At 57.5% G+C, this 421-nt stretch carries 1 protein-coding gene; it reads left to right on the top strand.

Annotation, left to right across the window (positions count from 1 at the left end; translation table 11 throughout):
* Positions 1–13: 13 nt before the first annotated feature.
* On the top strand, positions 14–421 hold a 408-nt coding region (locus RT662_RS12640; RefSeq protein WP_313671062.1), incomplete at its 3' end, for a helix-turn-helix domain-containing protein.

The raw sequence follows: 421 nt of genomic DNA, 5'->3' as shown, positions 1-421 counted from the left end.
CCGGCCGCCTCGCTTGATCAGCGAACTGATTGCTGGGAAGCGTGCCATTACGCCCGAGACTGCCAAGGGCTTGGCTGACGCATTTGGCATCTCCCCCGACTACTGGATGAATTTGGAGAGCCAATATCAGCTCTCCAAAATCAAACTCCCGAACGATAACGTCGCTCGAAAGGCGAAGCTGTACGAGAAGTTTCCCGTGCGCGAGATGCTGCGCCGGGGCTGGGTTCGTGCGAGCGAGAACATTGACGTCCTGGAGCAACGATTCTGCGCGTTCTTCTCGATCCCGGACATTTCGGTGGAACCAGAGTTGTGCCACAGCGCCAAGAAGACGGATGTGCACTTGAGCGCGAACGCACTTCAGTTGGCTTGGCTGTTCCGTGTTAAGGCCATGGCGAGCCAGCAGGTGGTCCCGAACTACTCA

The sequence above is a fragment of the Sandarakinorhabdus sp. genome (assembly GCF_032115815.1).
Classification (GTDB): Bacteria; Pseudomonadota; Alphaproteobacteria; order Sphingomonadales; family Sphingomonadaceae; genus Sandarakinorhabdus.
Note: the sequence above shows the minus strand (reverse complement) of the source record. Positions and strands in the feature narration are given on the sequence as shown.